This is a genomic window from Streptomyces sp. NPDC025638 (genome assembly GCF_055558775.1).
Window position 1 is genome coordinate 293,370 of sequence record NZ_JBVHLX010000006.1, and the last position, 22,530, is coordinate 315,899.

General features: G+C 70.6%; 20 protein-coding genes and 1 tRNA gene. 7 read left to right on the forward strand and 14 right to left on the reverse strand.

Annotated elements, in window-relative coordinates; genetic code table 11:
- Nucleotides 1–30: 30 nt before the first annotated feature.
- The 7 genes from pknB to ACZ4EG_RS18420 form a co-directional block, all read right to left on the reverse strand.
- Nucleotides 31–2,025, reverse strand: a complete 1,995-nt coding sequence (gene pknB, locus ACZ4EG_RS18390) for a Stk1 family PASTA domain-containing Ser/Thr kinase (RefSeq protein WP_467791276.1) — start codon at nt 2,023–2,025, stop codon at nt 31–33.
- 177 nt (nt 2,026–2,202) lie between these two features.
- Complete coding sequence (locus ACZ4EG_RS18395) at nt 2,203–3,678, reverse strand: peptidoglycan D,D-transpeptidase FtsI family protein (RefSeq protein ID WP_467791277.1); 1,476 nt, start codon at nt 3,676–3,678, stop codon at nt 2,203–2,205.
- 247 nt (nt 3,679–3,925) lie between these two features.
- Nucleotides 3,926–4,282 carry an SH3 domain-containing protein gene (locus tag ACZ4EG_RS18400; protein ID WP_453547026.1) on the reverse strand — a complete coding sequence of 119 codons (357 nt, stop codon included), beginning with the start codon at nt 4,280–4,282 and terminating at the stop codon, nt 3,926–3,928.
- A gap of 109 nt (nt 4,283–4,391) precedes the next feature.
- Nucleotides 4,392–5,861: an FtsW/RodA/SpoVE family cell cycle protein gene (locus ACZ4EG_RS18405; RefSeq protein ID WP_390732706.1), complete on the reverse strand. Its 1,470-nt coding sequence runs from the start codon at nt 5,859–5,861 to the stop codon at nt 4,392–4,394.
- A gap of 27 nt (nt 5,862–5,888) precedes the next feature.
- Nucleotides 5,889–7,445, reverse strand: coding sequence for a Stp1/IreP family PP2C-type Ser/Thr phosphatase (locus ACZ4EG_RS18410; protein WP_467791278.1), 1,557 nt, complete (start codon nt 7,443–7,445; stop codon nt 5,889–5,891).
- A gap of 120 nt (nt 7,446–7,565) precedes the next feature.
- Nucleotides 7,566–8,084, reverse strand: a complete 519-nt coding sequence (locus ACZ4EG_RS18415) for an FHA domain-containing protein FhaB/FipA (RefSeq protein ID WP_263210673.1) — start codon at nt 8,082–8,084, stop codon at nt 7,566–7,568.
- Nucleotides 8,085–8,094: 10 nt separating this feature from the next.
- On the reverse strand, nt 8,095–8,943 hold the full coding sequence (locus tag ACZ4EG_RS18420) for an FhaA domain-containing protein (protein WP_467791279.1): 849 nt from the start codon (nt 8,941–8,943) through the stop codon (nt 8,095–8,097).
- A gap of 363 nt (nt 8,944–9,306) precedes the next feature.
- Between ACZ4EG_RS18420 and ACZ4EG_RS18425 the strand changes: the two genes are divergently transcribed.
- The 4 genes from ACZ4EG_RS18425 (at nt 9,307) to ACZ4EG_RS18440 (ending at nt 12,387) form a co-directional block, all read left to right on the forward strand.
- Nucleotides 9,307–9,390: transfer RNA gene (locus ACZ4EG_RS18425), tRNA-Leu, on the forward strand.
- A gap of 271 nt (nt 9,391–9,661) precedes the next feature.
- Nucleotides 9,662–11,089, forward strand: a complete 1,428-nt coding sequence (locus tag ACZ4EG_RS18430) for a DUF2252 domain-containing protein (protein WP_467791376.1) — start codon at nt 9,662–9,664, stop codon at nt 11,087–11,089.
- Between the two features lie 96 nt (nt 11,090–11,185).
- Nucleotides 11,186–11,998 carry a hypothetical protein gene (locus ACZ4EG_RS18435; protein ID WP_453547032.1) on the forward strand — a complete coding sequence of 271 codons (813 nt, stop codon included), beginning with the start codon at nt 11,186–11,188 and terminating at the stop codon, nt 11,996–11,998.
- 59 nt (nt 11,999–12,057) lie between these two features.
- Nucleotides 12,058–12,387, forward strand: coding sequence for a rhodanese-like domain-containing protein (locus tag ACZ4EG_RS18440; RefSeq protein ID WP_467791377.1), 330 nt, complete (start codon nt 12,058–12,060; stop codon nt 12,385–12,387).
- A gap of 43 nt (nt 12,388–12,430) precedes the next feature.
- Here ACZ4EG_RS18440 and ACZ4EG_RS18445 read toward each other — a convergent pair whose 3' ends face one another.
- The 6 genes from ACZ4EG_RS18445 to paaA form a co-directional block, all read right to left on the reverse strand.
- Nucleotides 12,431–13,564, reverse strand: coding sequence for an acyl-CoA dehydrogenase family protein (locus ACZ4EG_RS18445; protein WP_467791280.1), 1,134 nt, complete (start codon nt 13,562–13,564; stop codon nt 12,431–12,433).
- 113 nt (nt 13,565–13,677) lie between these two features.
- Nucleotides 13,678–14,736, reverse strand: a complete 1,059-nt coding sequence (locus ACZ4EG_RS18450) for a 2Fe-2S iron-sulfur cluster-binding protein (protein ID WP_467791281.1) — start codon at nt 14,734–14,736, stop codon at nt 13,678–13,680.
- A complete protein-coding gene (gene paaD / locus ACZ4EG_RS18455; protein ID WP_467791282.1) occupies nt 14,736–15,263 on the reverse strand; it encodes a 1,2-phenylacetyl-CoA epoxidase subunit PaaD in 528 nt (175 codons plus the stop codon). Before paaD ends, ACZ4EG_RS18450 begins: the two co-directional genes overlap by 1 nt.
- Nucleotides 15,257–15,991 carry a 1,2-phenylacetyl-CoA epoxidase subunit PaaC gene (paaC, locus tag ACZ4EG_RS18460; RefSeq protein ID WP_467791283.1) on the reverse strand — a complete coding sequence of 245 codons (735 nt, stop codon included), beginning with the start codon at nt 15,989–15,991 and terminating at the stop codon, nt 15,257–15,259. Before paaC ends, paaD begins: the two co-directional genes overlap by 7 nt.
- A complete protein-coding gene (paaB, locus tag ACZ4EG_RS18465; protein WP_094218582.1) occupies nt 15,988–16,275 on the reverse strand; it encodes a 1,2-phenylacetyl-CoA epoxidase subunit PaaB in 288 nt (95 codons plus the stop codon). Before paaB ends, paaC begins: the two co-directional genes overlap by 4 nt.
- Nucleotides 16,272–17,294, reverse strand: a complete 1,023-nt coding sequence (gene paaA, locus ACZ4EG_RS18470; protein ID WP_453547042.1) for a 1,2-phenylacetyl-CoA epoxidase subunit PaaA — start codon at nt 17,292–17,294, stop codon at nt 16,272–16,274. The genes paaB and paaA overlap by 4 nt, the downstream gene beginning before the upstream one ends.
- A gap of 427 nt (nt 17,295–17,721) precedes the next feature.
- Here paaA and ACZ4EG_RS18475 point away from each other — a divergent pair, with 427 nt between their 5' ends.
- From ACZ4EG_RS18475 to ACZ4EG_RS18485, 3 genes are read left to right on the forward strand one after another with little or no spacing between them, the layout of a single operon-like run.
- On the forward strand, nt 17,722–18,765 hold the full coding sequence (locus ACZ4EG_RS18475; protein ID WP_467791378.1) for a DUF5819 family protein: 1,044 nt from the start codon (nt 17,722–17,724) through the stop codon (nt 18,763–18,765).
- Nucleotides 18,762–19,970: an HTTM domain-containing protein gene (locus tag ACZ4EG_RS18480; RefSeq protein ID WP_467791284.1), complete on the forward strand. Its 1,209-nt coding sequence runs from the start codon at nt 18,762–18,764 to the stop codon at nt 19,968–19,970. The genes ACZ4EG_RS18475 and ACZ4EG_RS18480 overlap by 4 nt, the downstream gene beginning before the upstream one ends.
- A complete protein-coding gene (locus ACZ4EG_RS18485; protein ID WP_467791285.1) occupies nt 19,967–20,722 on the forward strand; it encodes a TrmH family RNA methyltransferase in 756 nt (251 codons plus the stop codon). Before ACZ4EG_RS18480 ends, ACZ4EG_RS18485 begins: the two co-directional genes overlap by 4 nt.
- Before the next feature lie 7 nt (nt 20,723–20,729).
- On the opposite strand, the gene paaN is transcribed toward ACZ4EG_RS18485, so the two are convergent.
- The gene (gene paaN / locus ACZ4EG_RS18490) at nt 20,730–22,424 is read right to left on the reverse strand and encodes a phenylacetic acid degradation protein PaaN (protein ID WP_467791286.1); all 1,695 of its coding nucleotides are present in this window, start codon (nt 22,422–22,424) and stop codon (nt 20,730–20,732) included.
- Between the last annotated feature and the right edge of the window lie 106 nt (nt 22,425–22,530).

Below are 22,530 nucleotides of genomic sequence, written 5' to 3' on the forward strand. Positions count from 1 at the left end.
GGGGCTCTGTCTGTCGTGGCGGCGGCCCGGTCAGCCGCTGGTGCCGCCGAAGAGGGTGGCACCGCCGTCGTTGCCACCGTTGTTACCGTTGCCGAAGCCCACGGTCGTCAGGGTGATCGTGGTGCTGTTCGGGTCGGCCGCGCTGCCCGCGCCCGGGTCCTGCTGGCTGACGAACGCGTTGTCGTCCTGCGAGCTGCCGGCGGCGAACTGGATGTTGTTGAAGCCGTTCTGCTGCAGGATCTTCTTGGCGTTCTTCACGGTCTGACCGACGACGTTCGGCACCTGCGTCTGCTGCTGCTGGGCCTTGCCGACCTGGATCTGCACCGTGGAGTTCTTGTCGACCTGCTGACCGGCCTGCGGGTTGGTCGAGATGACCTTGCCCACCTGGTTCGGGTCGCTGGTGTCCACCTCGACGCAGTTGCCCGTCAGGTTGTTGGCCGTCATCTGGGCCTTGGCGGCGTCACAGGTCTGGCCGGTGACGTCCGGGACGGTCGACTTCTGCGCGGCCTTGGCGATCGTGAGGGTGATCGTGGAGCCCTTTTGGATCTGCTTGCCGTCGACCGGGTTCTGTTCGAGGACCGTGCCCGGGTCTTCCGTGGACTCCCGGGTCTCGGTCTCGACCTTGAACTTGTAGTCGTCGCCCTCAAGCTTCGACTTGGCCTCGTCGAGGCTGAGCCCGATCACGCTGGGCACGGTGACCTTCGGTGCGCCCGTCGAGACCACCAGATTGACGGTGGAGCCCTTCTTGACCTTCGTGTCGGCAACCGGGTCCTGCGAGCAGACGTTGCCCTTGGTCTGGTTGTCGCAGGGCTTCTTGCTGATCGACACTTCCAGACCGACGTTGTCGGCCATCTTTCTGGCGGTGTCGGCGGGCTGGCCGACGAAGTTCGGCGCCGGGATCTTGCCGTCGCCCCCGGTGTTGCCGCTGAAGGCGTACTTCCCGATCAGGATCGCGCCGACCAGGACCAGGATGCCCGCCACGATGAGGAGAATCGTGGAGGTGTTGTTCTTCTTCGGCTGGCGGCGGCGGTCGGGGCGGTCGTCGTAGCCGTAGCCGCCGTCGTCCGGGTTCATCGGCGGCAGCATCGACGTGGCGCCGGCGTCCGCGCGCAGGGCCGTCGTCGGCTGGTCGTCGGGGTAGCCGCCGTAGCCGACCGAGCCCATGGCCGCCGTGGCCGCCACCGGCTGGCCGTCGAGGCAGGCCTCGATGTCGGCGCGCATCTCGTCGGCGGACTGGTAGCGGTAGTTCGGGTCCTTGACCAGCGCCTTCAGGACGATGGCGTCCATCTCGGGCGTGATCTCGGGGTCGAAGACGCTCGGGGGCTGCGGTTCCTCGCGGACATGCTGGTAGGCGACCGCGACCGGGGAGTCCCCGACGAACGGCGGCCGTACCGTCAGCAGCTCGTAGAGCAGGCAGCCCGTCGAGTAGAGGTCCGAGCGCGCGTCGACCTGCTCGCCCTTCGCCTGCTCCGGGGAGAGGTACTGGGCGGTGCCGATGACGGCCGCCGTCTGCGTCATCGTCATGCCGGAGTCGCCCATGGCGCGGGCGATGCCGAAGTCCATGACCTTGACCTGGCCGTTGCGCGTCAGCATGACGTTCGCCGGCTTGATGTCGCGGTGGACGATGCCGCTGCGGTGGGCGTACTCCAGGCCTTGGAGGATGCCGATGGTCATCTCCATCGCACGCTCGGGCAGGAGCTTGCGACCGCTGTGCAGCAGCTCACGAAGCGTGGACCCGTCGACGTACTCCATCACGATGTACGGGATCGAGACCCCGTCGATGTAGTCCTCGCCCGTGTCGTAGACCGCCACGATCGCGGGATGGTTGAGCGAGGCGGCCGACTGGGCCTCCCGGCGGAAGCGGGCCTGGAAGGAAGGATCACGCGCGAGGTCCGCGCGCAGCGTCTTCACCGCCACGGTGCGGCCGAGGCGGGTGTCATGCGCGAGGTAGACCTCCGCCATGCCACCGCGGCCGAGCACCTGGCCCAGCTCGTACCGGCCGCCGAGGCGACGCGGCTCTTCCATAGCTACCTACCAGCCCTCTCCGTCGGGTCTCGGCCGCGCACGTCCGTGTGCGGCCGGAGGCTGCCGTCCGGGCCTACCGTACCCGGCTGGCGCTGTGTGACCTGGCCAAGCCCGTCACCCGATACAGGACCGGTATCGCAACGTGCACCGATGTGAAGGGGACGTGAGCGGGGTCACTCACTTCTTGGAGTCGATGACCGCCTCCATCACGCTCTTGGCGATCGGCGCCGCGAGGCCGCCGCCGGAGATGTCGTCGCGGTTGGCGTTGTCGTCCTCGATCACGACGGCCACGGCGACCGGCGAGCTGCCGTCGCTGAGCTTGGCATACGAGATGAACCAGGCGTAGGGGTTCTCGCTGTTCTCCACGCCGTGCTGGGCGGTACCGGTCTTGCCGCCCACGGTGACGCCGCCGATCTGCGCGTTCCTGCCGGTGCCGTCCTTGACGACCGTTTCCATCATCGACTGCAGGATCTGCGCGTTCTTCGCCGACAGCGGCTCGCTGAGCTGCTGCGGCTCGGTGGTGGCCACGGTGTCCAGGTTCGAGGACTGGAGCTTGTCGACCATGTACGGCTTCATGAGCTTGCCGCCGTTGGCGACGGCCGAGGCGACCATGGCCATCTGCAGCGGGGTCGCGGCGGTGTTGTACTGGCCGATCGAGGACAGCGCGGTCTGCGACTGGTTCATGTTGTCGGAGAACACGGAGGCGCTGGAGCGGGTCGGGACGAACTGCTCCTCGTCGAAGCCGAACTTCTTCGCCTCCGCCAGCATCTTGTCGTTGCCGAGGTTCGCACCGATCTTGCCGAAGACGGTGTTGCAGGAGTACTGCAGCGCGACGCGCATGGTCGCGTTCTTGCAGGGGATGTTGCCCTCGTTCTTCAGCTCGGTGGTGGTGCCCGGCATGGTCCACGGCAGCGGCGACTTGGTGTTCGTGTCGGCGTCCGGGTACAGGTTGTTCTCCAGCGCGGCCGCGGCCGTGACCACCTTGAAGGTGGAGCCCGGCGGGTAGGTCTCGCGCAGTGCCCGGTTCAGCATCGGGTCGGCGGGGTTGTACTTCTTCTGGAGCTTCTTCCAGGCATCGGCGTCGCTGTTCCGGTCACCCGCGAAGATCGAGGGGTCGTACGACGGGTACGACGCCAGCGCCAGGATCTTGCCGGTGGACGGCTCCAGGGCGACCACCGCGCCCTTGCCGCCCTGCTTCGCCAGGCCGCTGAACGCAGCCTTCTGCGCGGCCCCGTTCAGCGTGGTCACGACATTGCCGCCCTGCTGCGGCTTGCCCGTGATCATGTCGAGGGTCTTGCGGAAGAAGAGCCGGTCGTCGTTGCCGGTGAGGATGCCGTCCTCGATCTTCTCCAGGAAGCTGCCGTCGAAGGCCTGCGAGGAGTAGCCGGTGATCGGGGCCCACATGGCCCCGTTCTTGTAGGTGCGCTTGTACTTGTAGTCGCCGCTCTTGGTCTCGACCGAGCCGGTTATCGGGTTGCCGTCGACGATGATGTCGCCGCGCGGGTACGCGTACCGCTCGATGGCCACACGGCGGTTCTTCGGGTCGGTGCGCAGTTTGTCGGCCTGGACGTACTGAAGCCAGTTGTCACGGATCAGCAGCGCCAGGACCAGGAGTCCGCAGAAGATCGCGATTCGGCGCAGTGGCTTGTTCACGTCCGGCCTTTCCACAAGCTAACAGGTGCGCCTGTTTGCTTCAGTCTCTCGGTGTCGCTGGTGCTGGCGCTCATCCTTGGCCGCCCACAGTCTAGAGGCAGTGACTGTGCCTCCAGGCGGGGCAGTCGACAACGACTGATCAATAGACGTACTGGAGGGGCGGAGGGTTCCAGTAAAAGCGGACGGCTTCCGTCCTGGCGAGTGCCGGGACCGGAAGCCGTCCGTCAGAGGTGTGCCGAGGGGCAGGTCAGCACTTCGGCGGGGTGTTGCCGCCGGCCACCCGGAAGTAGTGCGCGGAGGTGTAGCCCCAGACGTTCTTGCTGGAGTTGACGTTCTTCACGTAGTACCAGGTGGTGTTGCCGTACACGCCCTCGCCCTGGACCTGGCACTTCACCGCGGCGCCGTCACCGAGGTAGCCCCGGTCGACGATCGCGGTGCCCGTGCTCGGGCCCTTGCGGATCTTCACGTCGTCGGTGGTCCAGTTGCCCCCGTAGAGCGGAGCGGCCTGGGCGCTCGACGCGCTGGTGACGGTGAACAGTGCGGCGCCGAGCGCGGCGGCCGCCCCCACCGCGATGCGCTTGCCGCGCGAATCCATGCGAAGCATGAAATTCCCCCTATGTGTTTCGTTTTCCCGTGATCACGGGTCACAGCTGGTCGGCTGCGACTTTAGTGGGCGGCACGGGCGAAAACGATCTTCATTGAGGTGATCACGATCACCCGGTGGGGCCGGCGCTTCCGGGGCGCACGATCTGGGTCATCTCGGAGTCGGGATTGGCGACGGGGGTGGGCGCCGGGCGGCGGGCCGTGTCGCTGATGCGGATCAGGATGCCGATCAGCGCCCAGTTGGCCAGCACGGACGAACCGCCGGAGGCCAGGAACGGCATGGTCATACCGGTGAGCGGGATGAGGCCCATCACACCGCCGGCCACCACGAACACCTGGAGGGCGAAGGCGCCGGACAGGCCGACGGCGAGCAGCTTGCCGAACGGGTCGCGGGCGGCGAGGGCGGTGCGCACACCGCGTTCCACGATCAGGCCGTAGACCAGCAGGATCGCCATGATGCCGGCCAGGCCCAGCTCCTCGCCGAAGGTGGCGAGGATGAAGTCGGAGTTGGCGGCGAACCGGATGAGCTCGGAGTGGCCCTGGCCCCAGCCGGTGCCGAGTGTGCCGCCGGAGCCGAAGGCCCACAGGGCCTGCTGCAGTTGGTCGGAGTGGGCGATGCCGTCATGGGTCACGATGCGGCTGAGCTCGTACTCGCGCATCGGGTTGAGCCAGGCCTGGACACGCGTCTGGATGTGGGGCTCGAAGCTCGCCACGCCGACGGCGCCGACCGCGGACATCAGCAGACCGAAGACGATCCAGCTGGTCCGCTCGGTGGCGACGTACAGCATGACGACGAACATGCCGAAGAACAGGAGCGAGGTACCGAGGTCGGTCTCGAAGACCAGGATGAGGATCGACATCGCCCAGACGACGAGGATCGGGCCGAGGTCGCGGCCGCGCGGCAGGTAGAGGCCCATGAAGCGGCGGCTGGCGAGGGCCAGGGCGTCGCGCTTCACCATCAGGTAGCCGGCGAAGAAGACGGCGAGGATGATCTTCGCGAACTCGCCGGGCTGCAGCGTGCCCAGGCCGGGGACCCTGATCCAGATCTTGGCGCCGTAGAGGCCGGCCCCGAGGCCGGGTACCAGAGGCAGGAGGAGCAGGATCAGGGCGCCGAACATGGAGATGTACGTGTAGCGCTGCAGGACACGGTGGTCCTTCAGGAAGATCAGCACGACGACGAACAGGGCGATGCCCAGCGCGGTGTACAACAGCTGGCGGGGCGCCGCGCTACCGGTCTGGCCGATCGCCCGCAGCAGCTTGGACTGGTCGAGCCGCCAGATGGCGACCAGTCCGAGCCCGTTCAGCAGCGTGGCCAGCGGCAGCAGCAGCGGGTCGGCGTACGGGGCGAACTTCCGCACACCGAGGTGGGCGACGCCGGCCAGCAGGCCGAGGCCGAGCCCGTAGCCCAGCAGGCCGGTGGGCACCTGGTCATTGATGGCCAGGCCCACGTTGGCGTATGCGAACACCGGGATGACCACGGCGAACACCAGCAGCGCCAGCTCGGTGTTGCGCCGGCTCGGTGCGCCGATGGCGCCGATCGTGGACGTGTGGTGCGTCGAACTGTTGGAAGTACTGCTCATCGTGTGACGGGGCCTCTCACGGCTTGCCTACTGCTTACCGCACAGCGAGACGACCTTCTGCTCATCCTCCGAGAGCGTGGGCCCGGGGCTGGGAGTCGCGGTCGCGGACGGGGTCGAGGACGGAGACTTCGAAGGGGACGTCGAAGACGGTGCCGAGTTCGACGGGTTGGGTGTCGGTGAGGCCTTGGACGTGAGGGAGGTACGCGTGGTTCCCGTGGTGCCCCCGGCCTCGCCCTGGCCCGTCTTGGCGTTCTTCTCGCTCTCGGCGGCCGTGCGCTCGGCCTCCTTCTTGCAGGCGGAGGCCTGCACGGACAGCTCCTGGACCTTCGACTGGGCCTTGACGAGGTCACCCTGCGGGATCGTGTTCTTGACCTGCTTCTGCTGGTAGGGCGGCAGGTACTTGAGTTCGATCTCGGGGTGGTCCTTCTCGACCTTCGACAGCGACACCCAGGCCAGGTCCTGGTTGATGCCGCGGTACAGCGCGACGTGCTCGCCCTTCGCGCCGACGTAGTACTGCGTCTGCGTCCAGCGGTAGCCGCCGTAGAGACCGCCGCCGATGACCGCGAGGGCGAGACCGCCGTAGAGGGATCTCTTCAGCCACCTGCGGCCCTTGCGCGGCTTGATGAAGTCGTCGTCCGAGTAGTCGCCGAAACTGCCCTCCGGCACGTAGCCGGTGGTGTCGCCGGAGCCGGGCGGGCCGAACTCGCCGCCGCCCTGGCCGTGCCCCTGGCGGCCGAGGTGGGAGGCGCGGCCGGCCGGGGTCTGCATGATGCCGTTGTCGTGCAGGTGGTGCTGGTTCTCGGCGACCGCGCCGACCACCACCGGGGTGTCGGACAGCTGGCCGGCGAGGGTGTCACCGGTGTCCAGGTCGAGGACGTCGGCGACGATGACGGTGATGTTGTCCGGGCCGCCGCCGCGCAGCGCGAGCTGGATCAGCTCCTGCACGGTCTCCTGCGGGCCCTGGTAGCTGGCGAGGGTCTCCTCCATCGTCTGGTGGGAGACGACGCCGGAGAGGCCGTCGGAGCAGATCAGATAGCGGTCGCCGGCGCGGACCTCGCGGATCGACAGGTCGGGCTCGACATGGTCGCCGCTGCCCAGTGCCCGCATCAGGAGGGACCGCTGCGGGTGCGTGGTCGCCTCCTCCTCGGTGATCCGGCCCTCGTCGACGAGGCGCTGCACCCAGGTGTGGTCCTGGGTGATCTGCGTGAGCACACCGTCACGCAGCAGATAGGCGCGGGAGTCGCCGACGTGGACGAGGCCGAGCCGCTGCCCGGTCCAGAGCAGGGCGGTGAGCGTGGTGCCCATGCCCTCCAGCTGGGGGTCCTCCTCGACCATGGCGCGCAGCTGGTCGTTGGCGCGCTGCACGGCGGCGCCGAGGGAGGTGAGGATGTCGGAGCCGGGCACGTCGTCGTCGAGCGTGACCAGCGTCGAGATCACCTCGGAGGAGGCGACCTCACCGGCGGCCTGGCCGCCCATGCCGTCGGCGATGGCGAGCAGGCGGGGACCGGCGTAACCGGAGTCCTCGTTGCCCTCCCGGATCATGCCTTTGTGCGATCCGGCGGCGAAGCGCAGTGACAGACTCATGCGCACCTCGCCCGTCGGCTCCGGGTACATCCGCACGGTGCCCACCCTCCGGTCGGGAGCGCGCCGACGGCGGGTTTGCGGTCCGCCGTTGCGTGCTCGCTCCGCTCGCTCATTGTCGTACTACTTCCGCAGCTCGATGACGGTCTTGCCGATGCGGATCGGCGCGCCCAGCGGGATCGGTGTGGGGGTCGTCAGCCGGGACCGGTCCAGGTATGTGCCGTTGGTGGAGCCGAGGTCCTCGACGATCCACTGACCGTCGCGGTCCGGGTAGATCCTGGCATGGCGGCTGGAGGCGTAGTCGTCGTCCAGCACGATGGTGGAGTCGTGTGCGCGGCCCAGGGTAATGGTCTGGCCCTGGAGCGCCACCGTCGTGCCCGTGAGGGTGCCCTCGGAGACGACCAGCTTGGTGGGGGCGTTGCGGCGCTGACGGCCGCCGGCCTGCTGGCCGCGCTGCTGCGGGGGCGCGGCCTGCTGCTGCCGTGCGGCCTGCTGCGGCCGTGCCGCCTCCCTGCGCGACCCGCGCTGGGTGACGCGCGTACCGAACAGGTCGCTGCGGATGACCTGCACGGCCACGATCACGAACAGCCACAGTACGGCCAGGAAACCCAGCCGCATGACCGTGAGGGTCAGCTCTGACATTGCCCCCGCTTCACCCTTCGGCTTGCCGGTAAATGATGGTGGTGCTGCCCACGACGATCCGCGAGCCGTCGCGGAGCGTAGCGCGGGTGGTGTGCTGCCCGTCCACCACGATGCCGTTGGTGGACCCGAGATCCTGGATCGTCGAGGGCGTTCCGGTCCGGATCTCACAGTGCCGGCGGGAGACGCCGGGGTCGTCGATCCGCACGTCGGCTTCGGTGCTGCGGCCCAGCACCAGCGTCGGGCGGGAGATCTGATGGCGGGCGCCGTTGATCTCGATCCAGTAGCGGGTGCGGCCGCCGCTCGCGTGGGCGGCCGGGGGCCGCTGGGCGGCGGGCTGCGGGTATCCGTAGCCGCCGGGCCGGCCGCCGGGCGGCGGCGCGGACGGCATGGGCGGGGCTCCCGCGGGCGCGGCGGGCGGCGGGTAGCCGTAGCCGCCCGGGGCGCCCTGGCCGGGCCGGCCGGCCGGCGGGGCCTGCTGGCTGCTGGAGGAGGCGAGCGTACGGCTGCGTACCCGGTACAGACCGGTGTCCAGGTCGTTCGCCTTCTCCAGGTTGACCTTGATCGGCCCCATGAAGGTGTAGCGCTGCTGCTTCGCGTAGTCACGCACCATTCCGGCGAGCTCGTCCCCGAGCTGGCCGGAGTAGGGGCTGAGGCGCTCGTGGTCCGGCGCGCTCAGCTCCACGATGAAGTCGTTGGGTACGACGGTCCGGTCGCGGTTCCAGATGGTCGCGTTGTTGTCGCACTCCCGCTGGAGCGCTCCGGCGATCTCGACGGGCTGGACCTCGGACTTGAACACCTTGGCGAAGGTGCCGTTGACCAGACCTTCGAGACGCTGCTCGAACTTCTTCAGGACTCCCATGGGGCACCTCCTCCGTCGCTGCTTCCCTACTGCCTTGCCTGGTACTGCTTACTGATCGTATCCACGCGCCCGGCAAACAGCCGGTTCCCCGCGTGGGCCCCCTTCGAACTCTCTCTGTCAAGGATCGTAGAGGCGGGCCACGACCAGTGTCCCGCACCTGACTGTGGACCCGGTCCGCCTCCAGGGGAGATGACGGGGACCGGTACGAGGTTGATACGTGAACCGGTACTGCCTGATACCTGGTCCAGGGTGCCCGTCCCGGGCCGAAACAAGGGATGTGAACCCCCCCTGTCCGACGTGCTAATGTTCTGGATGTCGGAAGGGGCCGCCCCGAAAGGGACGGAGACGGAAGACACACCCAATGCGCGGGTGGCGGAATAGGCAGACGCGCTGGATTCAGGTTCCAGTGCCCGCAAGGGCGTGGGGGTTCAACTCCCCCCTCGCGCACAGTGGCAAGGGCCCATCGTGATCACGGTGGGTCCTTTGTCGTGTTTGCGGGGTATTTCACAGTGTGATGAGTCTCTCAGGTCCGTGGGGGTCTGCGGACAACTCGCCCGCGGGGTCCGGTCCTTCGTCATCGCCGGGTCGCCGGGGGCTCGGGATTTCCACAGGCGCGGAGTTGTCCACAGGGCCTGACGCGTTTCGGCCACCGGTTGTACGGTCTGCACGAGTTGATGTTCGGGCGAGTACGTGTGTGGACGCGGGGGAGGCGGTCGTGGTGACCGAGGCCGGAGCGGCAGTGGGGGAGTCGGCGCGGGCGGCGGGACGGCTGCCCCGGGTGCGTGGATTCGCCCGGTGGCCGTCGCAGGGTTCGCCCAAGGAGCAGGGCAAGGCGCTGCGCACGAGCGTTCCGCGCCGCACGCACAGCGCCCTGGACCTGGACGGCTTGCGGCCCGACGCGGTGAGCGCGGTCGAGGAGTCCAACCGGGGCCGCATCCCCGGGCTCACGCCGATACGGGTGGGCAGGATGGCCGCGACCCCCTTCGCCTTCCTGCGCGGCTCGGCCGGCCTCATGGCGTACGACCTCGCGCGCACCCCCATGACCCGGATAGGCACCCAGATCTGCGGCGACGCGCACGCGGCCAACTTCGGTCTGTACGGCGACGCCCGCGGCGGCCTGGTCATCGATCTGAACGACTTCGACGAGACCGTGCACGGCCCCTGGGAGTGGGACCTCAAGCGGCTCGCCGCCTCGCTGGTGCTGGCCGGCCGGGAGGCGGGTGCCGACGAGGACATGTGCCGCAAGGCGGCGGGCGACGCGGTGGGGGCGTACCGGCGCACCATGCGGCTGCTCGCCAAGCTGTCGGTGCTGGACGCGTGGAACGCCATCGCGGACGAGGAGCTCGTCTCGTACACCGACGCCCATGACCTGCTCGGGACGCTGGAGCGGGTCTCGGAGAAGGCGCGGGCCAACACCAGCGGGCGGTTCGCGGCGAAGTCGACCGAGGCCGCCGAGGACGGGGGCCGCCGTTTCGTCGACGCCCCGCCGGTGCTGCGGCGCGTGGAGGACGCGGAGGCGGCGGCGGTGGCCGCGTCCCTGGAGCCTTATGTGGAGACGCTCTCGGAGGACCGGCTGCCGCTCCTGGCCCGGCACGCGGTGCACGACGTGGCGTTCCGGGTGGTCGGCACGGGCAGCGTGGGCACCCGCTCGTATGTCGTCCTGCTCCTGGACCACCGCGGTGAACCGCTGGTCCTCCAGGTGAAGGAGGCCCGTCCGTCGACGCTGGTTCCGCATCTGGCGACGGCCGGCTTCGACGCGGCGCCCGTCGGCCACGAGGGCCGCCGGGTGGTGCTGGGCCAGAAGCGCATGCAGGTGGTCAGCGACATCCTGCTGGGCTGGACGACGGTCGACGGCCGGCCCTTCCAGGTCCGGCAGTTCCGCAACCGCAAGGGCAGCGTCGACCCGGCGGCCCTGTCCGCCGACCAGATGGACGACTACGGCCGGATGACCGGCGCCCTGCTGGCCCGCGCCCACGCCCACAGCGCCGACCCCCGGCTGATCGCCGGATACTGCGGCAAGAACGAGGAACTCGACGAGGCCATGGCCGCGTTCTCGATCGCCTATGCCGACCGCACGGAGGCGGACCACGCGGACCTGGTGACGGCGGTGCGGTCGGGGCGGATCGCGGCCGAGATGGGGGTGTGACGGCTCCGGGGAGCGAAGGGCCGGACGCGCGGTGAGGCAGGGCGAACCGGGCGGCGCCGGGGGTGACGGGTTTCGGCCGTGGCCTACGCTGGTCGGGTGACGACCCCGGAAGCTGATCAGTCCCAGGCACCGCGGCCCGAGGAACGGCTGGAGCGGGCCGTGCGGGCCGCCGAGCAGGCCTTGATCGACTATGAGATCGCGGTGGAGACCTTCCGCGTCGAGGTCGAGAACTTCTCCCGGCTGCACGACCAGAAGCTCGGTCCGATGTACACCCGGCTGGAGGAGCTGGACGCCCGGATCGCCGAGGCCAAGGCCGCCCGCACCGGCGACCCGGAGGACATCCGGCTTGCCGAGGAGGCCCGGGCCCGGGTCATGCCGATCCCCGGCGTCGAGGAACTGCTGAACGGCTGGATGGACGGCTACGGCCTGTTCCCGGAGGCCTCGGCGATGCTCACGGACCAGGCGGTACGGCCTCCGGAGCGGGTGCGCCCGAGCGAGGAGGCCCGCAAGCTCTACCGCGAGCTGGCCCGCAAGGCCCACCCCGACCTGGCGCAGGAGGAGGACGAGCGCACACGGCGCGAGGAGTTCATCACCCGCGTCAACGCCGCTTACGCCCGCGGCGACGAGGCGCTGCTGCGCGAGCTGGCCGAGGAGTGGGCCGCGGGACCGGTCCCCGCCGAGCCGGGCCCGAGCCGCAGCGAGGAGCTCTACGCCCGCCTCGAATGGCTGGCTCAGCGCAAGGAACTCCTCACCCTGATCGCCCGGGAACTGGAGGACACCGCGATCGCGGCGATGCTCCGCCTGGCCCCGGACGACCCCGACGCCCTCCTGGACGAGATCGCCGAGAAGCTCCGCGCCGATGTGGCGGAGCGGGAGGCGGAGCTGGCGGGACTGCTGGGGCAGGAGTAGCGCGGCCCGACCACGGTGTGCGTTCGGGTAGCGTCGGACGCATGAGTTTCGCAGCGCGTGTGCCCACGGTCGGGGTCGTGGACCTCAAGGACGGCGACTTCCTGCTGGACGTCCGCGAGGACGACGAGTGGCGGGCCGGCCATGCCGAGGGGGCGCTGCACATCCCCATCAGTGAGTTCGTGGCCCGCTACGGCGAGCTGACCGAGGCGGCTCCGCAGGACGGCCGGGTCCATGTGATCTGCCGGTCCGGCGGCCGCTCGGCCCAGGTCACGATGTATCTGGTCCAGCAGGGCATCGACGCCGTGAACGTCGACGGCGGCATGCAGGTCTGGCAGGCGGCCGGCCGCCCGGTCGTCACCGACGAGGGCCAGCCGGGCTTCGTCCTCTAGATCACAGATCCTCTGGGTAGATCACAGACCCCCGGGGCGTCGGTCAGCCCAGGGGGTGCGCCGCCAGCAGGTCGCCCAGGGCCTCCTCGTGCGCCGCGGCAGGGCCGAGCGCCAGCTCCAGGTGCTTGGCCCAGGCGTGGTAGCGGTGCAGGGCGTATTCGGTGTCGGCGCCGAAGCCGCCGTGCAGGTGCTGAGCGGTCTGCACCACCCGTCGTACGCCCTCCGCGGCCCAGATCTTGGCCACGGCGACGTCCGCGGAGGCGGGCAGCACGCCCGGCGCCCCCGACCCGATCCGCCAGGCGGCCTGCCACAGGGTGGCCTCCATGGCGCGCAGATCGATGTAGCGGTCGGCGGCCTGGACGGCGACGGCCTGGAAGGTCGCGATCGGGTGCCCGAACTGCTCCCGCTTGCCGGTGTACTCGCTGGTCATCCTCAGCACCCGCTCGCCCAGCCCGAGCGCCAGCGCGCACGTCCCCGTGACCAGCAGCTCCCGCAGCCACTCCCACGCCCCGTCGGCCTCGACGACGTCCCGGGCGGCGATCCGCGCGGACTCCAGGCGCAGTTCGCCGAGCCGCTCCCCGCTGGTGGAGACCTGCTCGGCGAGGGCGACGCCGGCGTGATCGCGGGGCACCAGAGCGAGGACGGTGCGGTCGGCGTCGGTGTGTGCGGGTACGACGACGAAGTCGGCGTCGTACGCCCATGGCACGGCTGTCTGCACCCCGTCCAGCACCCACAGGTCACCGTCGCGCCGTGCGGTCACGGCGAGTTCGGCCGGGTCGTGGCCGGTGCGGCCGTTCGCGGCGACGGTCAGCACCAGCTCACCGCGCCCGGCACGGGGCAGCAGTCCGGCCGCCAATTCCTTGCCGCCGTAGGCCTGTACGGCGGCGGCGGCCGCGCTGCTCTCCAGCAGCGGCACCCGCCCGAGCACCTTCCCGGACTCCCGCAGCACCAGGCACAGCGCGATGGCGTCCAGGCCCGCCCCGCCGTACTCCGCGTCGAACAGCAGGCTCAGCAGGTCCGCGTCGGCGAGCCTGGCCCACAGCGCCCGGTCGAAGCCCTCGGCCACGGCACCGGTGGTGAGCGCCGGGCTCGGCACCGCGTCCGGCGCCACCCCGGCGAACACTCCCCGGGCCGCCTCGGCCGCCGCCAACTGCTCCTCGGTGAAGGTGAAGTCCACGGTCCTGTCCTCCCGGCGGATCCGTTGATCTGACGGTCCGTCAAGATAGAACAGGTTCTAGAAGAAGGGAACGGTGAGGGAGGCAGGGGACCGGCGGGGGCGCCGGTCCGGCCTCAGCGGTCGAAGTCCAGCTCCACCTTCTCCGTCACCGGATGCGACTGGCAGGCCAGCACATACCCCGCCTCCGTCTCCTCCGCCTCCAGCGCGAAATTGCGGTCCATGCGCACCTCGCCCGAGACCAGGAAGGCCCGGCACGTCCCGCACACCCCGCCCTTGCAGGCATAGGGGGCATCGGGCCGGTTGCGCAGCACCGTTTCCAGGAGCGACTCGCCGTCGTGCACCGGCCAGGTCCCGCCGCGCCCGTCGAGCCGGGCGGTCACGGTGCTGTGCGCGGGGGCCGAAGCGGTCGTCGCGGGGGCCGCACCGGCGTCCACGTGGAAGATCTCCTCGTGGATCCGGGCCCGGTCCACACCGAGCTCCCGCAGCGCCCGTTCCGCGCCCTGCACCAGCCCGAACGGCCCGCACAGGAACCACCCCGCCACACCGTCCACCGGCAGCAGCGCGGGCAGCAGGCCGGTCAGCCGCTCCTGGTCGAGACGCCCGGACGGCAGGCCGGCCTGCTGCTCCTCCCGGGAGAGCACCGTCACCAGCTGCAGCCGCTCGGGGTAGCGGTCCTTCAGGTCGGCGACCTCCTCCAGGAACATCGTGGAGGCGGCCGTCCGGTCGCTGCGTATCAGGCAGAACCGGGCCGAGGGCTCGCGCGCGAGCAGCGTCGAGGCGATCGACAGCACCGGGGTGATGCCGCTGCCGCCGACGATCGCGGCGTACAGACCGGGCGTGGGCTCCAGCGTGAAGCGTCCGGCCGGGGTCATCACCTCCAGCTCGTCCCCGACGTTCACCTCCTTCAGCGCGTACGTCGAGAAGGCGCCGCCGTCGACCAGCCGCACCCCGACCCGCAGGGTGCTCGGGCCTTCGTCGCCGGGGGCCGGGGAGCAGATCGAGTAGGTCCGCCGGATCTCCGTGCCGTCGACGACCCGGCGCAGGGCGAGGTGCTGGCCCGGCGCGTGCCGGTACTGCTCGCGCAGCTCCGGCGGGACGGTGAGGGTCAGCGCCACGGAGTCGTCGGTGAGCCGGTCGACCGCGGCCACTGGGAGCGGGTGGAAGCGGGCCATCACAACTCCTTGAAGTGGTCGAACGGTTCGCGGCAGTCGCGGCAGCGCCGCAGTGCCTTGCACGCGGTGGAGGAGAACCGGCTGAGCAGCTCGGTGTCGGCGGATCCGCAGTGCGGACAGCGGACGGGGTCGGACGCGTCGGCCACGGTGCGGGTCGGGCCGAGTGCGAGCGCGACCGGTCCGGCCTCGCGCCGCTCGCGCGGGGGAGCTATGCCGAACTCCCGCAGCTTGCGCCGCCCTTCGTCCGAGATGTCGTCCGTCGACCAGGCGGGCGACAGCACGGTGCGGACGGTGACCTCCCGCATGCCGTGCTCGCGCAGCACCCGCTCGATGTCCAGGGACATCGCCTCGACGGCCGGGCAGCCGGTGTAGGTCGGGGTCAGCTCGACCTCCACCGCGCCGGTGTCGCGCAGGTGCACCGCGCGCACCACACCCAGCTCCTGAAGGGTGAGTACGGGCAGTTCGGGGTCGGGCACCGAACCGGCGAGCTCCAGGAGTTCCGCCTCCAGCGCGGTCGTCGTCACCATGACGCCCCCGGGTGGCTGCGGTGCAGATGCTGCATCTCGGCGAGCATCCGCCCGAAGGGTTCGGTGTGCAGGCCCTGACGGCCGGCGCCCGCCGACCACGCCCCGGTCCGCGGCCCCTCGGGCACGGCCAGGGTGGCCCTGCCGAGCACGGCGCGGACGCACTCCAGCCAGGCGGCCTCCATACCCGCCCAGTCGGCGTCCAGGCCCTCCACCGGCTGGAACATCTCGCCGGTGAAGCGCCACAGAGCGTCGCACGCCAGCCGCATCCGCTCATGGCTGACGTCCGTGCCGTCACCGAGCCGCAGCGTCCACTGCTCGGCGTGGTCGCGGTGGTAGGCGACCTCCTTGACGGCCTTGGCGGCGAGCGGCGCGAACGGGCCGTCGCCCGCTGCCAGTTGGGCGTAGAGCAGCTGCTGGTAGGTGGAGAAGTACAGCTGCCGGACGATCGTGTGCGCGAAGTCGCCGTTGGGCTGCTCGACCAGCTGGACGTTGCGGAAGGCGCGCTCCTCGCGCAGATACGCGAGTTCGTCCTCGTCGCCCACCATGGACAGCAGCACCCGGGCCTGGCCGAGCAGGTCCAGCGCGATGTTGGCGAGGGCGACCTCCTCCTCCAGGGCGGGGGCGTGGCCCGCCCACTCCCCCAGCCGGTGCGAGAGCACCAGGGCGTCGTCGCCCAGGGCCAGGGCGGCGGACCGCGCGGGCACGGGGGTCTCGGGTGCCGGGGTCACAGGTGCTTCACCCCTTCCGGGATCTCGTAGAAGGTCGGGTGCCGGTAGGGCTTGTCGGCGGCCGGCTCGAAGAAGGGGTCCTTCTCGTCCGGTGAGGACGCGGTGATCGCGGCGGCCGGGACGACCCAGATCGAGACGCCCTCGCCGCGCCGGGTGTACAGGTCACGGGCGTTGCGCAGGGCGAGCTCGGCGTCCGGCGCGTGCAGGCTGCCGGCGTGGGTGTGGGACAGGCCGCGGCGCGAGCGCACGAAGACCTCCCACAGCGGCCAGTCGGTGTTGGTCATGCCTGCGCTCCTCCAGTCCCGCCGGGCCGTGTCCCCGCGGTGTGCTTGGCCGCGTGGACCGCGGCCGCCTCCCTTACCCATGCGCCCTCGTCGTGTGCCCGCCGGCGCTGGGTGATGCGCTGTTCGTTGCACGGGCCGTTGCCCTTGAGGACCTCCCAGAACTCCGACCAGTCGATCGCGCCGAAGTCGTGGCGCCCGTGCTCCTCGTTCCACCGCAGGTCCGGGTCGGGGAGCGTGAGGCCCAGCGACTCGGCCTGGGGGACGCAGATGTCCACGAACCGCTGGCGCAGCTCGTCGTTCGAATGGCGCTTGATCTTCCAGGCCATCGACTGCGCGGAGTGCTGGGACTCGTCGTCGGGCGGGCCGAACATCATCAGGGACGGCCACCACCAGCGGTCCACCGCGTCCTGCGCCATCGCGTGCTGCTCCGGCGTGCCCCGGCTCAGGGCGAGCAGCAGCTCGTAGCCCTGACGCTGGTGGAAGGACTCCTCCTTGCAGACGCGGACCATCGCGCGCGCGTAGGGGCCGTACGAGCAGCGGCACAGGGGCACCTGGTTGGTGATCGCGGCGCCGTCCACCAGCCAGCCGATCGCTCCGACGTCCGCCCAGGTCAGGGTGGGGTAGTTGAAGATCGAGGAGTACTTCTGGCGGCCGCTGTGCAGCTTGTCGAGGAGTTCCTCGCGGCTGGTGCCGAGGGTCTCCGCGGCGCTGTAGAGATACAGGCCGTGGCCCGCCTCGTCCTGGACCTTGGCCATGAGGATGGCCTTGCGGCGCAGCGAGGGCGCGCGCGTGATCCAGTTGGCCTCCGGCTGCATGCCGATGATCTCGGAGTGGGCGTGCTGGGCGATCTGCCGGATCAGCGTCGCGCGGTAGGCATCGGGCATCCAGTCCCGGGGCTCGATGCGCTCGTCCGCGGCCACGGCGGCGTCGAACGTGCGCTCGAACGCCGCCGTGTCGACGCTGTCCTGGGCGCCGGACGCCGGTGAACGCGACGTGCTCTGCGCGGCTGCTGTGGCCATGCGGTCCCCCTGATCTCGGGCTCTGACTGAGTGCTCTCCCGACCGATCGTTCGGTCCGTGCTGTTCAATGGTGAAGCGAGCGCCGTGAGGTGTCAACCGCTGTGGACAACCGCCCCGGCAGCCCTGTGGACAACTTGCGGTCCTGCTGTGGAGGCGGCGTGCGGCGGGACGTACGACCATCTGCGACCTGCTGTGATGGCTGCGGCGGACCATCCATGGCGGGCGCGGGTGCGGGGACCGGGCCGGCGCTGGAGTGGTGCGGGAGTGGCGACGGCCACGTGCTCGGGTGCCTTTACGGGGCTGTGCCCGGCGGGTGGGGCTGAGTACCGTTCCGTGCGAACGCCGAGGAGCGGTGTTCGTGGACCATGCGGCGCCCTGCTGGGACAGGGCGGCCGGACGACTGAGCGGGATCGGGGAACGGGGCGGAATGGACGCGTACGACGGAGACTCGAAGGCCCCGCACGGGCCGGACGGGTCGCGCGGGGCGCGTCGACCCGGGACGTCCGACGCCGCCGGGGAGGCCCGTGAGGACGGCGAGCCTCTGGAGACCGGCGAGGCCGGTAGGGCCAATGATGCTGGTGGGGCTCATGAGGCTGCTGTCGACGAGGCCGATGGTGCCGACGAGCCCCGGCGGTCCGACGGCCCCGGCCCCTCCGACTCGCCCGAAGCCCCCGGCCCCCACTTCCCGGCCCCGTCCATAGCCACTGACTCCCGGCCCCAGGCCGAGACCGCACCCCCGGACCCCCGCCCCCCGGCCATGGCCCCAGCCCCACCCGTCGACCCCGTCCCTCTGATCTCCGTCGCCCCCACCCCCGCACCACCCCGCTCCGGAGTCGCCGCCCTCTCTCCCCGCTATCAGATCGGCGCGGCCCTCGCGCTCGCGGTCGTCGCGGTGGTCGCCTGCGTGCACCTCGGGATGGTGTTTCTGCACGTCGCGCCGGCGAACACGGCGACCAAGCAGCACGGCAAGGCGATCGACGAGTGGATCTACCCGGAGTTCGAGCAGAACTGGAAGCTGTTCGCGCCGAACCCGCTGCAGCAGGACATCGCGGTCCAGGTGCGGGCCCAGGTCGTCCTGTCCGACGGCAGCATGACGACCACCGGCTGGTACGACCTGTCCGCGCTGGACGGCGCGGACATCAGGGGGAATCCGCTGCCCAGCCACACCGAGCAGAACGAGCTGCGCCGGGCGTGGGACTTCTTCACCGCCACGCACGACGCCTCGAACCGGCCGGTGGGCCTGCGGGGGTCGCTCTCCGAGCAGTACCTGCGCCGGATCGTGGTGATGCGGCTCTACCGGGAGGACCCGGCGAGCCGGGAGGGCACCGTGCAGAGCGTGCAGGTCCGCTCGGAGACCACCAATGTGCCTCCGCCCGAGTGGAGCCATGAGCAGGTCTCCGACAAGCCGGTGTACCGCGTGCTGCCGTGGTGGACGGTCACGGACGCCGAGGCCGCCAGGGGTGTGAAGTGAACCGTCTCTTCGTGTGCGTCTCCCGCGGCATCGCCCGGGTCACCGAATCCGCCCTCGGTCCCCATCAGAGCGCCGTGATCCGCATCGGCTTCGCGGGGACCTGGCTGCTGTTCCTGCTGCGCGAGTTCCCCCACCGTCAGGAGCTCTACGGCCCCGACGGACCATGGAGCTGGGACCTCGCCCAGCAGCTGACGAGGGACAACCACGCCTTCACCGCCCTGATGTGGTCCGACGGGCAGGCCTGGTTCGAGACCTTCTATCTGCTGGCCGTCGTGTCGAGCGCCCTGCTGCTCATGGGCTGGCGCACCCGCACGATGTCCGTGCTGTTCATGCTCGGCGTGCTCTCGCTGCAGAACCGCAGCGTCTTCATGGGCGACGGCGGCGACAACGTGCTGCACCTGATGTCCATCTACCTGGTGTTCACGCGCTGCGGCCAGGTGTGGTCCCTGGACGCGCGCCGGGCGGTGCGCATGGAAGCGGCACGCGCGCGTGGGGAGCGGGTCACCGATCGGGTGGGACCGGTCATGTGGGTGGTGCTCGGGCTGGCGCTGAGCGGGGTGACCCTGGCGGGCCGCCTCGGCGGCGACCGGCTGGTGCCCGCGCTCCTGTGGACGGCGTGGGCGGCGCTCGGCCTGTGGTGGCTGGTCGGCCGCCTCACCAGGCAGGACGAGCCCCGGATCCTGCTGGACGTGATCGCCAACGTCCTCCACAACGCCGCCCTGTTCGTGATCATGGCCGAGGCATGTCTGATCTATGCGACGGCCGGCTGGTACAAGATCCAGGGCTCGCGCTGGCAGGACGGCACCGCGGTCTACTACCCGCTCCACCTCGACTACTTCTCGCCCTGGCCGTCCCTCGCCGACCTGCTGTCCTCCAGCGGCACGATGGTGATGCTGGTGACGTACGGGACGGTGATCGTGCAGGTCGCCTTCCCGTTCACGCTGTTCAACCGGCGGGTCAAGAACGTCCTGCTGGCCGTGATGATGACCGAGCACGCCGTGATCGCCGTCGTCCTCGGGCTGCCGTTCTTCTCGCTGGCGATGATCGCCACGGACGCCGTCTTCCTGCCGACGACCTTCCTGCGCCGGCTCGGCGACTGGGCGGCACGCGCGCGTGGGCGAGTGCTCGCCCGCGGGGGCCCCGCGGTGCCGAGGCCTCGCGCCCCGGAGGACGGGGAGCGTCCCCGCGTAGGCTTCACGGCATGACCGACGCTGTGACCCGCTGGCGCGAGCGCGCCGGTTCCGCCGTGCTGCTCGACGGCTTCCACGCCCTCAAGCACGCGGTGCGCTTCGGAGCCGAGGTCCCGGTGGCGGTCACCACGGACCGGCGTGCGGCGCTCGCCCTCGCCGACGACCTGGCCCCGGACGTGCGGGACACGCTGGACGCGCTGCTGACCGAGGTGCCGGAGCAGACGTACGCCTCGTTCGTGCCGCGACCGCATCCCACCGGCGTGGCCGCCCTGGCCGTACGGCCGTCGCGCGAGGACAATCTGCGGGCGCTCGCCCGGATGCCGCGCACCGCGCCCGTCGTGGTCCTCGATGATCCGCGCAACCTGGGCAACGCCGGGGCCGTGATCCGGCTGGCCGCCGGCTTCGGGGCGACCGGGGTCGTCACCACCGGCACGCTGGATCCCTGGCACCCCACCGTGGTGCGCGGCGGGGCGGGGCTGCACTTCGCGACCGCGGTGGAGCGCCTGACGGTGCAAGAACTGCCGGCCGGGCCGTTGTTCGCGCTCGACCCGGAGGGCGAGGACATCCGGGGCGTGAAGCTGCCGGACGACGCCGTGCTCGCCTTCGGCTCCGAGCGCAGCGGTCTGTCCGCCGAACTGCGCGCGCGGACCGACCACTTGGTGGCGCTGCCGATGCGCCCCCAGGTCTCCAGCTACAACCTCGCGACCAGTGTGGCCATGACGCTGTACCACTGGAGCGCCACCGGGGGCGCAGCCCTCGACTCCTAGACGCCGCTCAGGACTCCCGGCGGACCTCGACGACCCGGAAGCGGTTCGCCACGAACGCGCCGTCGCAGAGCGCCGCGTTGGCCGCCGGGTTGCCGCCCGAGCCGTGGAAGTCGGAGAAGGCAGCGGTCTGGTTGACGTACACCCCGCCGGTGAGGTTGAGCGACAGTTGGGCGGCCTCTTCCAGGCAGACCTCCTCGATCGCCCGCTCGACGTCCTCGTCGGTCGTGTACGCGCCGACGGTCATCGCGCCCTTCTCACGGATGGTCCGCCGCAGCAGTTCCACGGCGTCGGCCGCCGAGTCGACCGCGACGGCGAAGGAGACGGGGCCGAAGCACTCGCTCATGTAGGCGGCCTCGTCGTCCGGCTTGGCGCCGTCCAGCTTCACGACGACCGGCGTGCGGACCACCGCTCCCGGGAACTCCGGGTTGGCGATCTCGCGGGAGGCGAGGGCCACCTCGCCCAGGCCCGCCGCGGCCTCCAGGCGGGCCTTCACGTCCGGGTTGACGATCGCGCCGAGCAGGGCGTTGGCGCGCGCGTCGTCGCCGAGCAGGCCGTCGACCGCACGGGCGAGGTCGGCAACGACCTCGTCGAAGGTCTTGGGACCCTCGTCGGTGCGGATGCCGTCGCGGGGGATCAGCAGGTTCTGCGGGGTGGTGCACATCTGGCCGCTGTACAGGGACAGCGAGAAGGCCAGGTTGGACAGCATGCCCTTGTAGTTGCCGGCCGACTCCACGATCACCGTGTTGACGCCGGCCTTCTCCGTGTAGACCTGCGCCTGGCGGGCGCTGGCCTCCAGCCAGTCGCCGAACGCCGTCGAGCCGGTGTAGTCGATGATCCTGATCTCGGGGCGGACCGCGAGCGCCTTGGCGATGCCCTCGCCGGGCCGCTCGGCGGTCAGCGCGACCAGGTTCGGGTCGAAGCCCGCCTCGGCGAGCACGTCGCGGGCGATCCGCACGGTCAGCGCGAGCGGCAGCACCGCGCGCGGGTGCGGCTTGACCAGGACCGCGTTGCCGGTGGCGAGGGAGGCGAACAGGCCCGGGTAGCCGTTCCACGTCGGGAAGGTGTTGCAGCCGATGACCAGCGCGATGCCGCGCGGCACCGGTGTGAACTGCTTGGTCAGCGCGAGCGGGTCGCGCTTGCCCTGGGGCTTGGTCCACTCGGCGGTGTCGGGCGTGCGGACCTGCTCCACGTACGCGTACGCCACCGCCTCCAGGCCGCGGTCCTGCGCGTGCGGGCCGCCCGCCTGGAACGCCATCATGAACGCCTGGCCGCTGGTGTGCATGACCGCGTGCGCGAACTGGTGCGTGCGGTCGCTGATCCGCTTGAGGATCTCCAGACAGACCACCGCACGCACTTCCGCGCCCGCGTCCCGCCATGCGCGCTGTCCGGCCTTCATGGCGGGCAGCAGCGTGTCGAGGTCGGCCCGCGGGTAGGTCACGCCCAGCTCGATGCCGTACGGCGACACCTCGCCGCCCACCCAGTCGTCGATGCCGGGCTGGTCGGTCAGGTCGAGGCGGTTGCCCAGGAGGGCCTCGAAGGCGGCCTTGCCGGCCTCCGCGTCCAGACTGCCGTGCTCGCCGTACGCCTTCGGGTGCTCGGGGTGCGGGGACCAGTACGCGCGCGTGCGGACGGCCTCCAGCGCCTGGTCGAGAGTCGGCCGGTGCTTGGCGATCAACTCGTGCGCGGTCAGTTCGGAGGCCATGCGGGACCAACTCCTCGTCTCAAGAGCTCCTCGTCGAGCTCATGACCTGTACGGAAACAGAGGCGGGAACAGGCGGACAGAGTTAGAGTAACCGAACGATCGGTCG